Below are 11,811 nucleotides of genomic sequence, written 5' to 3'. Positions count from 1 at the left end.
CATGACACTCGCCCCCGTCCTGAGTCGCTACTGGGATCAACCGAACTCGTGGACTCTCGACAGCTACCTTCGTCACGACGGCTACCAAGCCCTACGCAAAGCGCTAGCCATGTCCCCCGACGCCGTGATCGAAACGGTCAAGGACGCGGGCCTTCGTGGGCGCGGTGGCGCCGGTTTCCCGACGGGCCTCAAGTGGAGTTTCATTCCACAGAGCACCGAAGACAAGCCAGGAGACGGCAAGCCTCACTATCTCGTCGTCAATGCCGACGAGTCCGAACCGGGCACATGCAAGGACATGCCGTTGATGATGGCGACCCCACACACGTTGGTCGAGGGAGTCATCATCGCGGCGTATGCAATTCGAGCGGCCAAGGCGTTCATCTACGTCCGGGGCGAGGTGGTCCCGGTCCTGCGACGTCTGCAGACCGCCGTGGCCGAGGCCTACGCGGCCGGATACCTGGGCCGCAACATCCTCGGTTCGGGATTCGACTTGGATCTCGTCGTGCACGCCGGAGCAGGCGCGTACATCTGTGGTGAGGAGACAGCCCTCCTCGATTCGTTGGAGGGACGACGCGGTCAGCCTCGACTGCGGCCGCCATTCCCCGCCGTCGCCGGCCTCTACGCCTGCCCGACCGTCGTCAACAACGTCGAGTCCATCGCGAGTGTGCCGTCGATCGTCCTGGGCGGCCCGGAGTGGTTCCGGTCGATGGGAAGCGAGAAGTCGCCGGGGTTCACGTTGTACTCGCTCTCTGGTCATGTCACCACTCCCGGCCAGTACGAGGCGCCGCTCGGCATCACGTTGCGAGAACTTCTCGACTACGCGGGCGGCGTTCGCACCGGGCACACCCTCAAGTTCTGGACTCCCGGCGGATCCTCGACTCCGATCTTCACCGACGAACATCTCGATGTCCCACTCGACTACGAGGGCGTCGGCGCGGCGGGATCGATGCTCGGCACCAAAGCACTGCAGATATTCGACGACACAACCTGCATCGTGCGTGCGGTGCTGCGGTGGACCGAGTTCTATGCCCACGAATCTTGCGGTAAATGCACGCCGTGCCGCGAAGGCACGTACTGGCTGGTGCAGATCCTGCGTCGGCTCGAAGGCGGAACAGGTACTGAAGCTGATCTCACCAAACTTCTCGACATCTCGGACACCATCCTCGGAAAATCCTTCTGCGCGTTGGGCGACGGAGCGACCAGCCCGATCATGTCCTCCCTGAAGTACTTCCGCGAGGAATACGTAGCGCATTTCGACAGCAACGGATGCCCGTTCGATCCTCGCCGATCCGTTCTCGCGACAGGAGCGTTCGTCTCATGACTGCAGCCGACGCTACCAAGAACGACGCCACCAAGACCGACACGGCGCCGCCCACTGATCTGGTCGCCCTCACCATCGACGGCCGGGAACTCCAGGTACCCAAGGGCACGTTGATCATTCGCGCTGCAGAGATGACCGGCACACAGATTCCGCGGTTCTGCGATCATCCTCTTCTGGACCCGGTCGGGGCGTGCCGACAGTGCATCGTGGAGGTCGAAGGTCAACGCAAGCCGGTGGCGTCCTGCACGACACCGGTTGCGGACGGAATGGTCGTCACCACACAGCTCACGTCACCGGTGGCGGAGAAGGCGCAGCGCGGGGTGATGGAACTCCTGCTCATCAACCACCCTCTGGACTGCCCCGTGTGTGACAAGGGCGGCGAGTGTCCGCTTCAAAACCAGGCGATGTCGACCGGTCGCACCGAATCCCGGTTCGGTGAGGAGAAAAGGACCTACCCCAAGCCCATCCCACTCTCGTCCGAAATCCTGCTCGACCGCGAGCGTTGCGTCCTCTGCGCCAGATGCACACGGTTTTCGGGCCAGATCGCCGGCGACCCGTTCATCGATCTCCTCGAGCGCGGCGCGCTTCAACAGGTCGGGATCTACGCCAACGAGCCCTTCGAGTCCTACTTCTCGGGCAACACCATCCAGGTGTGCCCGGTCGGCGCGCTTACCAGTACGGCATACCGATTCCGGGCGCGACCGTTCGATCTGGTGTCCAGCCCCAGCGTGTGTGAACACTGCGCCGACGGATGTGCTCAGCGCACGGACCACCGTCGCGGAAAGGTTCTCCGCCGTCTCGCCGGGGACGACCCCGAAGTCAACGAGGAATGGAACTGCGACAAGGGCCGTTTCGCATTCACGTACACGACCCAAGGTGATCGGATCACCACTCCCCTGATCCGCAACGCTGACGGCGAATTGACTCCGGCGTCGTGGCCCATGGCACTCGACCTCGTTGCGCGATCCTTCGCGCAGGCCCGCGGTGACGCAGGCGTACTCGTCGGCGGACGCTCTACCTTGGAGGACGCCTACGCCTACGGCAAGTTCGCGCGAGTTGCTCTCGCTACCAACAACATCGACTTCCGAATCCGTGCTCATTCTGCCGAAGAGGCAGGTTTCCTCTCAGCACACGTCGCCGGCCGCACACTCGAAGAGTCGGTGACGTACCAGGACCTCGAGTCGGCCCCGGCCGCATTGCTGGTAGCTCTCGAGCCCGAGGAGGAGTCACCGATCATCTTCCTGCGGCTGCGCAAGGCCGCACGTTTCGGCAAGACGACGGTGCTCTCCAGCGCGCCATTCGCTACGCGCGGCCTGCAGAAGATGGGCGGCTCTTTGCTTCGGACCGTACCCGGAAGTGAAGCAGCTCTGATGGATTCGTTGGCTCGCCCTGGAAATGAGGAGGGCCAGCTCCTCCGGCAGCCCGGTGCAGTGATCCTGTTGGGCGAACGACTCAGTGAGGTGGCGGGCGGCTTCGCCGCGGCGGTACGTCTCGCCGAAGCGACAGGAGCTTGTTTGGCTTGGGTCCCACGCCGCGCTGGTGATCGCGGCGCCGTCGAGGCCGGCGCACTACCGGGATTGCTTCCCGGCGGACGCCCCGTTGCGGACCCGGCAGCACGTCAGGAGGTGGAATCAGTGTGGGGGGCCTCCATCCCGGCATCCGACGGGCGCGACGCCGCGAGTCTGCTGGATCCGGGGCAGACGACTGCTGCCCTTCTTGTCGGCGGCGTCGAATTGAGTGATCTCCCGAACCCGGCGAAGGCAAGGGCCGCGATCGAAGCAGCAGGTTTCGTGGTGAGTTTGGAGATCCGTCACAGCGGAGTCACCGAACTCGCCGACGTCGTCTTCCCGGTGGCACCGGTCGCCGAGAAGCCCGGAACCTTCCTCGATTGGGAAGGCCGCGAGCGCGTGTTCGACACCGCATTGAGAACGACAGGAGTGATGCCGGATCAGCGCGTCCTTCACGCGATCGCAGCCGAGATGGGCATCGATCTGGGCCTACCCGACGCAGATTCCGCACGCTCGGAGATACACCGCCTCGGCGCGTGGTCCGGATCGCGCCCCATCTCGCCTCAGGTGCCGTCAGGCACCATGCCCACACCGGCGCTGGGCGAGGCAGTGTTGTCGAGCTGGCGAATGCTGCTCGACAACGGCCGATTGCAAGACGGCGAGCCCAACCTGGCGGGTACGGCACGGCTCCCACTCGTGCGTTTGTCTGCCGAGACCGCTGCCGAGATCGACGCCGACAACGGCGATCACGTTGCGGTGTCGACTGAATCCGGTTCCATCACATTACCGTTGGAGATCACCGAACTCCCGCCTCGAACAGTCTGGCTCCCACTCAATTCACCGGGTAGCACGATCTACGAAACGCTCTGCGTTACCGCGGGTTCCGTGGTGAAGATTGCGAAGGCGGGAGCGCAATGACCACCCACGAGTACGGGACCGTCGCAGCTCCGGTCGACCTGTCGGCGTTCGGGCACGACCCGTGGTGGTTGGTGATCGGCAAGGCTCTCGCCATTTTCGTGTTCCTCGTACTCACACCGCTGGTGGCAATTTACGCGGAACGAAAGGTCATGGCACGCATGCAGATGCGTGTCGGACCGAACCGCGTCGGCCCCCGTGGAATGCTCCAGAGTCTCGCTGACGGAATCAAGCTCGCCCTCAAGGAGGGCATCACACCGACCGGCGCCGACAAACCGATTTATCTCCTCGCGCCCGTCATCGCAGTCGTGCCCGCGTTCATGGCCTTTGCCGTCATCCCGTTCGGTCCGCAGGTGTCGATCTTCGGAACCCTTTCACCCCTGCAACTGACCGATCTGCCGGTCGGAGTTCTCTACATCCTCGCCGTGACTTCAATCGGTGTGTACGGGATCGTGCTTGCCGGCTGGTCGTCCGGATCGACGTATCCACTACTGGGCGCACTTCGATCGACCGCGCAGGTCATCTCCTACGAAGTAGCAATGGGGCTGTCCTTCGCCGCAGTCTTCCTCTACGCCGGCACGATGTCCACGTCCGGCATCGTCAGCGCCCAACAAGGTGCCTGGTACGTCTTTCTCCTCCTGCCGTCCTTCCTGATCTACGTGACAGCCATGGTCGGCGAAACCAACAGGGCTCCCTTCGACCTTCCCGAGGCCGAGGGTGAACTGGTGGGTGGGTTCCACACCGAGTACTCCTCACTCAAGTTCGCGATGTTCATGCTGGCCGAGTACGTGAACATGGTGACGGTGTCCGCTCTGGCCACGACACTGTTCCTGGGCGGGTGGCACGCACCGTTCCCGTTCAACCTGTGGGACGGCGCCAATTCCGGTTGGTGGCCCGTGCTGTGGTTTGTTGCCAAGGTGTGGGGCTTCCTCTTCGTCTTCATCTGGCTGCGCAGTACCCTTCCGCGGTTGCGCTACGACCAGTTCATGAATCTCGGATGGAAGATTCTCATCCCCGCTGCCTTGGTGTGGGTGATGGTGATCGCGACTGTTCGTGCCTTCCGCAACGAGGGTTACAACACCTGGGTCGTACTTCTTTGCGTCGCACTGGTTCTCGGAGCTGCGCTCCTGATCGTGTTGGCCGGGACTTACCGCAGCCGACGCCGAACCGCCGCGTCGGTCACCGCTGCGGGGAACATGCCTTTCGATGCGATGTCGGGCGGCTTCCCGGTTCCACCCCTACCTGGTCAAACGCTGCCGACCCGAAAACTACCGGGTCAGAACGTGCCACCGCCGCGGCGGACAGATGTTTCCGACACATCGGAGGACTCCCATGCCTGATTTCCTCGGACCTATCGCGGGTTTCGGAGTGACGCTCTCGACCATGTTCAAGAAGCCCGAGACCGAGTTCTATCCGGAGGAGAAGCGCCCCACCGCGCCCGGATACCACGGTCGCCATCAACTCAACCGGTATGCGGACGGACTCGAGAAGTGCATCGGTTGCGAACTGTGTGCCTGGGCCTGCCCCGCCGACGCGATCTATGTCGAGGGTGCTGACAACACCGAAGAAGAACGGTTCTCCCCCGGCGAGCGTTACGGGCGGGTGTATCAGATCAACTACCTGCGGTGCATCGGCTGTGGCCTCTGCGTCGAGGCTTGCCCCACTCGGGCTCTCACCATGACCAACGAGTACGAGATGACCGACGACAACCGAGCCGGATTGATCTACGAGAAGGACCGCCTTCTTGCGCCCCTGAAACCCGACATGGCAGCGCCACCACACGCGCTGCGTCCCGGCACAACTCAGGACGACTACTACCGCGGCGACATCACAGCAGCTCCCGAACAGCCAGCACCCGAGCAAGAGCCGAACCCGGAGACCGAGAAATGATCGCGTCGGTCACGACCACGATCCTGGCGGAGGGAACGATGACATCGACCTCCACCGGCGAGGCGGTGCAGTTCTGGATCCTCGGAACCCTTGCGGTGATCAGCGCTTTGGGTGTGGTCGCCGCCCCCAAGGCCGTCTACTCTGCGCTCTTCCTTGCAATGACGATGATCATCCTGGCCGTCTTCTACATCGTGCAGGGCGCACTGTTCCTCGGTGTCGTCCAGATCGTCGTCTATACCGGCGCAGTGATGATGTTGTTCCTGTTCGTCCTGATGCTGGTCGGCGTGGATTCTTCGGACTCCTTGGTCGAAACGCTACGGGGACAACGCGTCAGCGCGATCGTGATCGGTGTCGGATTCGGACTGCTCCTCATCGGCGGACTCGGAAATGCGTCGATCTCGGGCTTCACCGGATTCACCGGACTCGACCAGGGCAACATCGACGCTCTCGCCGATCTCATCTTCATCCGCTACGTCTGGGCCTTCGAACTGACCGGCGCACTGCTGATCACGGCGACACTTGGCGCAATGATGCTCGCGCATCGGGAGAAGATCGGAGCCACACTCAGCCAACGCGAACTCTCGCAGCAACGATTCGCGTACCTGGGCAGCGATGAGAGCAATCCCGACAAGGGCTCGGCCACTCCCCTCCCCAGTCCCGGCGTGTACGCACGTCACAACGCAGTAGACATGCCGGCGTTGTTGCCCGACGGAACGTTCTCGATCCTCTCCGTCAGCAGCGCCCTCACTCCGCGATCCCCGGATCCCGATACCGGCGAGGAAACGCAGCGATGAATCCAGAGAACTATCTGTATCTGTCGGTCCTGTTGTTCACCATCGGGGCTGCGGGAGTCCTCCTGCGACGCAACGCCATCGTGGTGTTCATGTGTATCGAATTGATGCTCAACGCCGCGAACCTGGGATTCGTGACCTTCGCGCGCATGCACGGCAATCTGGACGGCCAGATCTTCGCCTTCTTCACGATGGTGGTAGCTGCGGCCGAAGTAGTCGTCGGCTTGGCAATCATCATGATCATCTTCCGATCTCGGCGTTCTGTATCCGTCGACGACGCAGACCTGCTGAAGTACTGACATGTCAGGAGGAATCACGTCCGCCATCTGGTTGCTCCCCGCCCTGCCCCTGTGCGGCGCCGCTGTCCTGTTGCTGGCGGGTCGTCGCACGAACGCGTGGGGCCACCTGTTCGCCTGCGTCATGGCACTCGCGTCGTTTGTCGTCGCAGTGGTGTTTTTCATCGCCATGCTCGGCCGCGACACCGCCGACCGCACCGTCACCGAGCACCTGTTCAGTTGGGTCCCGGTCGACAGTCTTCAGGTCGAGTTCGGACTGCAGCTTGATCAACTGTCGATGTGTTTCGTCCTGCTCATCACCGGTGTAGGTTCGCTGATCCACATCTACTCGGTCGGCTACATGGCGCACGACCCCGAGCGTCGTAAGTTCTTCGCCTACCTCAATCTCTTCCTCGCTGCGATGCTGCTCCTCGTGCTCGCCGACAACTTCCTCGGGCTCTACGTCGGCTGGGAAGGCGTCGGTTTGGCGTCGTACCTGCTGATCGGTTTCTGGCAGCACAAGCCGTCGGCGGCGACCGCTGCCAAGAAGGCTTTTGTCGTCAATCGGGTGGGCGACATCGGATTGATGATCGCGATGATGTTGATGTTCAGCACGTTCGGCTCGCTCTCGTTCAGCAGCGTCTTCGCCGACGCGTCTGGTGCAAGCGAAGGTGTCCTGACGGCGATCGGCCTGATGCTCCTCCTCGCTGCATGCGCGAAGTCCGCGCAGGTGCCACTGCAGTCGTGGCTCGGCGACGCGATGGAGGGCCCCACCCCCGTCTCGGCTCTGATTCACGCGGCCACGATGGTCACGGCCGGCGTCTACCTGATCGTGCGCTCCAATCCGATCTTCGATCTCGCACCCGACGCTCAACTCGTGGTTGTCATCGTCGGTGCCGTGACGCTGCTGTTCGGTGCGATCATCGGCTGCGCGAAGGACGACATCAAGAAAGCGCTCGCCGCATCGACCATGAGTCAGATCGGATACATGGTCCTGGCAGCGGGTCTCGGACCAGCTGGATACGCCTTCGCAATCCTTCATCTGATCACCCACGGATTCTTCAAGGCAGGCCTGTTCCTCGGCGCGGGTTCGGTGATGCACGCGATGAACGACGAAACCGACATGCGGCGCTACGGCGGGCTCCGAGCGTTCATGCCACTGACTTTTGTCACGTTCGGGCTCGAATACCTTGCCATCATCGGTGTTCCGCCGTTTGCCGGGTTCTTCTCCAAGGACAAGATCATCGAGGTTGCGATCGGCGAGGGCGGCATCAAGGGTGTTGTGCTGGGCATCGTCACGCTGTTGGGTGCGACGCTCACTGCCTTCTACATGAGCCGCGTGATGCTGATGACCTTCTTCGGGAAGGCCCGCTGGGAGAACCAGAAACCTCACGAATCTCCGGCGGTGATGACGTCTCCGATGATCATCCTGGCGGTGGGGTCCGTCGGCGCCGGGATGCTCCTGACCATCGGGTCCAGCTTGCAGAACTGGCTCGAACCGGTTGTCGGCTCACATCACGTCGAACCGCCGATACCCGCATGGTCGATCACCGCGCTGGCGCTGCTCGCAGTTGCCGCCGGCGTCGCGATTGCGTATCGCGAGTACGCCACCCGGGAGATTCCACTTGTGGCACCGACTCCGGTTTCACCGTTGACCGGTGCGGCTCGCCGCGATCTGTACGGTGACGCCTTCAACGAGACGGTGTTCATGAAGCCTGGACAACAACTCACCAAGTCGTTGGAAGTGTTCGACACCAAGGGAATAGGCGGCGTCGTGGGCAGCTTTGCGGTGGTCGTCACCGGGCTGTCCGCGCTCACGCGGAAGCTACAGACCGGGTTTGTTCGCTCGTACGCGCTGGTGATGTTTGTCGGAGCAACACTCGTGGTCGCGACAATGATGGCGGTGACACTGTGGTGATCGAAGCGGCGGTGAGCGACTCTGTGACCAATACCGGCTTCCCCGCGCTGACGGTGCTCTGGTTGCTTCCGCTCATCGGAGCGGGTGTTGTCCTCGCTCTGCCGGCACGGTCGTACCAATTTGCGAAGTCTCTCGCATTGGCTGTGTCCGTGGCAGTCCTGGTGGTCGCCGCCGTTCTCGGAGTTGCGTTCGACCGCGGCGGCGAACAATTTCAATTTGTCGAAAGCCACAGCTGGATACCGGCTTTCGGCACCAGCTACACACTCGGACTCGACGGGATCGCACTCGTTCTGGTTCTTCTCACCGCAGTGCTGGTGCCATTACTACTGATCGCGGGCTGGAACGACGTCCCGGCAGACGCGGAATCACCCAAGAGAATGCCGCACACCTATTTCGCGCTGATCCTTGTTGTCGAGTCCATGGTGATGATTTCGTTCAGCGCCTTGGACATTCTCTTGTTCTACATTTTCTTCGAGGCAATGCTGATACCGATGTATTTCCTCATCGGCGGGTTCGGCGGAGTGGGCAGATCTCGCGCAGCCGTGAAGTTTCTGCTCTACAACCTCCTCGGCGGCCTGGTCATGCTCGCTGCAGTCATCGGCCTGTACGTGGTCACCACGCGCGACGAGAGTCCCTTCTCCAGCGGCACTTTCGACTTCCGGGCGATCGCCTCAGCGGCAAACAGCGGTGAACTCGGTGTTGGACCCGGGGTGCTCAACGCCTTGTTCCTCGGATTCATGTTCGCGTTCGCGGTGAAAGCACCGCTCTGGCCGCTGCACAGTTGGTTGCCGGACTCCGCGGTGGAATCGACTCCGTCGACAGCAGTGTTGATGATGGCGGTCGTGGACAAGGTGGGCACGTTCGCGATGATTCGCTACTGCCTGCAACTGTTCCCGGAGTCGTCGTCGACCTTTGCACCGTGGATCATCACGCTCGCCGTTATCGGGATCGTCTACGGCGCAACACTGGCGATCGCGCAAACAGACGTCATGAGACTGATCGCCTACACGTCGATTTCGCACTTCGGCTTCATCATTCTCGGAATCTTCGCGATGACCAGCCAGAGCCAGGCGGGTTCCGCGCTGTACATGGTCAATCACGGAGTCTCCACTGCGGCTCTGTTCTTGATTGCGGGATTCCTCGTCTCGCAGCGAGGTACTCGATCGATCGCGGCGTACGGCGGCGTCCAGAAAGTTGCACCCGTACTTGCCGGCACATTCCTCGTTGCGGGGTTGGCAACGCTGTCGCTGCCGGGTCTCGCGCCGTTCGTCAGTGAGTTCCTGGTGCTGATCGGGACGTATTCGCGATACCACGTGGCCGCTATCGCGGCGACTGCCGCGCTTGTCCTGTCCGCGATCTACATACTCTGGCTCTACCAGCGCATGATGGGCGGACCTGTGAAGGAAGGGCAGGGAACGATCCGCGACCTCGCTCGACGCGAACTTGTGGTGGTCGCCCCTCTGATCGCACTCCTGTTGCTTCTCGGCATCTACCCCAAGCCTGCCTTGGACGTCATCACTCCTGCAGTGAGCCATACGGTCGTCGACGAGGCTCCGACCCCGCTCGTCGCCGACCACGAAGGAGGTGCCCACAAATGAGTTCCTTCAACGACGTGACCATCCTCGGCTCAGCCGGCACGGCGTCACCCAGTGTCGAATACAGCTTGCTCTCGCCAATGTTGATCGTGTTCGGTGTTGCGGTTGTGGGCGTACTCATCGAGGCGTTTGCACCCCGGCGCATTCGATACCCCGTGCAACTCGTCCTCGGTGTCGCAGGTTTGGCGGCCGCGTTCGTGGCAGTGCTTCTACTCGCCGGCACGCGGTCGACGGCGATGATGGGTTCTGTAGCGGTCGACGGTCCGACCCTTTTCCTACAGGCCACGATCCTTCTCGTGTCGATCCCCGCAGTACTGCTGATCGCCGAGCGAGGCTCGGGCAACACCGCCGAGGTGATCGCGCAACACGACGCGCTCGGCGGTTTCACCCCTCAAGCGTCGAGCGTCCCCGGAAGTGTTGCGGAACAAGAAGCGGTCAAGGTCGGTATCGCCCAGACCGAGGTCTTTCCGCTCACCCTCTTCGCTGTCGGCGGCATGCTCCTTTTTCCCGCGTCCAACGATCTGCTGACGATGTTCGTTGCGCTCGAGGTGTTCTCACTACCTCTGTATCTCCTGTGTGGTCTGGCACGCCGACGTCGCATGCTCTCCCAGGAAGCTGCGCTCAAGTACTTTCTGCTCGGGGCATTTTCGTCGGCGTTCTTCGTTTTCGGAATCGCGTTGCTGTACGGCTATGCCGGGACGGTCACGCTCTCCGGTATCGCCGACGCAGCACGCAGCGGGTCGGGTACCGACGCCTTCCTGTGGCTCGGGACAGCACTCGTGGCCGTGGGATTACTGTTCAAAGTCGGTGCCGTGCCGTTCCATTCGTGGATTCCCGACGTCTATCAAGGGGCGCCGACGCCGATCACCAGTTTCATGGCTACTGCGACCAAGATCGCCGCATTCGGTGCCATCCTTCGTGTCTTCTATGTGGCTCTGCCGAACGAGTACGTGAACTGGCGTCCACTGATGTGGGCGGTCGCGATTCTCACGATGGTTGTCGGATCGATCGTCGCTGTGACGCAAACCGATATGAAGCGGATGCTCGCGTATTCGGCCATCGCGCACACCGGATTCATTCTGACCGCTGTGGTTGCGGATTCGGATGCCGGCCTGGCCTCGGCGATGTTCTACCTTCTGGCCTACGGATTCAGCACCGTGGGCGCGTTCGCCGTCGTGAGTCTGGTTCGGGACGCAGACGGTGAGGTCGCGACGCTCTCGCGCTGGGCCGGATTGGGCCGGCGCTCACCGCTGGTCGGAGTTGTGTTTGCACTGTTCCTGTTGGCTTTCGCCGGGATCCCGTTGACCAGTGGGTTCATCGGAAAGTTCGCGGTGTTCAGCGCGGCAGCCGAGGGCGGGGCCGCACCTCTCGTGATCGTCGGTGTCCTGTGCAGCGCGATCGCCGCGTACTTCTACGTGCGAGTGATCGTGTTGATGTTCTTCACCGAATCGGCCGCAGACGCTCCGACCGTCGTGGTACCGAGTGCACTGACCAGCAGTGTGATCGGCCTCGGCGCCGGTGTCACGCTCATCCTCGGCATACTCCCCCAGCCGGCGCTCGACCTCGCCGAGCGTGCAGCGGACTTCCTACACTGAGCC

Annotated in this window: 9 protein-coding genes; all 9 read left to right on the top strand. The window is 62.3% G+C overall.

Features of this window, described 5'->3' with window-relative positions:
* Position 1 precedes the first annotated feature (1 nt).
* Genes nuoF through nuoN form a run of 9 tightly spaced genes read left to right on the top strand, consistent with a single transcriptional unit; the run spans position 2 to position 11,808 of the window.
* Positions 2-1,321, top strand: coding sequence for an NADH-quinone oxidoreductase subunit NuoF (nuoF, locus tag GN300_RS23725; RefSeq protein WP_050655787.1), 1,320 nt, complete (start codon positions 2-4; stop codon positions 1,319-1,321).
* The gene (locus GN300_RS23720; RefSeq protein ID WP_063316524.1) at positions 1,318-3,747 is read left to right on the top strand and encodes an NADH-quinone oxidoreductase subunit G; all 2,430 of its coding nucleotides are present in this window, start codon (positions 1,318-1,320) and stop codon (positions 3,745-3,747) included. The genes nuoF and GN300_RS23720 overlap by 4 nt, the downstream gene beginning before the upstream one ends.
* Complete coding sequence (nuoH, locus tag GN300_RS23715; protein ID WP_063316525.1) at positions 3,744-5,084, top strand: NADH-quinone oxidoreductase subunit NuoH; 1,341 nt, start codon at positions 3,744-3,746, stop codon at positions 5,082-5,084. The genes GN300_RS23720 and nuoH overlap by 4 nt, the downstream gene beginning before the upstream one ends.
* Positions 5,077-5,634, top strand: coding sequence for an NADH-quinone oxidoreductase subunit NuoI (gene nuoI / locus GN300_RS23710; RefSeq protein WP_007735146.1), 558 nt, complete (start codon positions 5,077-5,079; stop codon positions 5,632-5,634). Before nuoH ends, nuoI begins: the two co-directional genes overlap by 8 nt.
* On the top strand, positions 5,631-6,428 hold the full coding sequence (locus GN300_RS23705) for an NADH-quinone oxidoreductase subunit J (RefSeq protein ID WP_063316526.1): 798 nt from the start codon (positions 5,631-5,633) through the stop codon (positions 6,426-6,428). Before nuoI ends, GN300_RS23705 begins: the two co-directional genes overlap by 4 nt.
* On the top strand, positions 6,425-6,724 hold the full coding sequence (gene nuoK, locus GN300_RS23700) for an NADH-quinone oxidoreductase subunit NuoK (protein ID WP_063316527.1): 300 nt from the start codon (positions 6,425-6,427) through the stop codon (positions 6,722-6,724). The genes GN300_RS23705 and nuoK overlap by 4 nt, the downstream gene beginning before the upstream one ends.
* Before the next feature lies 1 nt (position 6,725).
* Entirely contained in the window at positions 6,726-8,618 is a 1,893-nt protein-coding gene (gene nuoL / locus GN300_RS23695) for an NADH-quinone oxidoreductase subunit L (protein WP_063316528.1), read from the top strand.
* Entirely contained in the window at positions 8,612-10,216 is a 1,605-nt protein-coding gene (locus GN300_RS23690; RefSeq protein ID WP_063316529.1) for an NADH-quinone oxidoreductase subunit M, read from the top strand. Before nuoL ends, GN300_RS23690 begins: the two co-directional genes overlap by 7 nt.
* Positions 10,213-11,808 (top strand): NADH-quinone oxidoreductase subunit NuoN, encoded by a 1,596-nt coding sequence (gene nuoN, locus GN300_RS23685; protein ID WP_063316530.1) that lies wholly within the window; start codon positions 10,213-10,215, stop codon positions 11,806-11,808. The genes GN300_RS23690 and nuoN overlap by 4 nt, the downstream gene beginning before the upstream one ends.
* The last annotated feature ends 3 nt before the right edge of the window (positions 11,809-11,811 follow it).

The sequence above is a fragment of the Rhodococcus sp. Ni2 genome, from assembly GCF_021352185.1.
GTDB classification, from domain to species: domain Bacteria; phylum Actinomycetota; class Actinomycetes; order Mycobacteriales; family Mycobacteriaceae; genus Rhodococcus_F; species Rhodococcus_F qingshengii.
Note: the sequence above shows the minus strand (reverse complement) of the source record. Positions and strands in the feature narration are given on the sequence as shown.